The 226-nt window shown below is 58.4% G+C and carries 1 protein-coding gene; it reads right to left on the reverse strand.

Annotation, left to right across the window (positions count from 1 at the left end; translation table 11 throughout):
- The coding region (locus CXF97_RS28800) for a hypothetical protein (protein ID WP_371918387.1) at nt 1-113 on the reverse strand (113 nt) is incomplete at its 3' end.
- Between the last annotated feature and the right edge of the window lie 113 nt (nt 114-226).

The raw sequence follows: 226 nt of genomic DNA on the forward strand, positions 1-226 counted from the left end.
AAGACAAAAGGCTGGCTGATGGCTTCCCGGCCGGTCAGGGTAAACACCTGAAAATCAGCGGAAAGCCCTTCGATGGTCAGGGCAAAGTGGGTTTCATTGGCCGGCGCGAACATCCCTTGTTCCTCGTGCTGTACAGCGGCGCTCGTCGACGCCCGCAAAAGCGGCTCAACGTACGCGAAATTCTGGAGGGGCGTAAACAACATCGACCAGCAGAGCTGGCCGATGC

The organism is Pseudomonas sp. Choline-02u-1 (assembly GCF_002836515.1).
Classification (GTDB): Bacteria; Pseudomonadota; Gammaproteobacteria; order Pseudomonadales; family Pseudomonadaceae; genus Aquipseudomonas.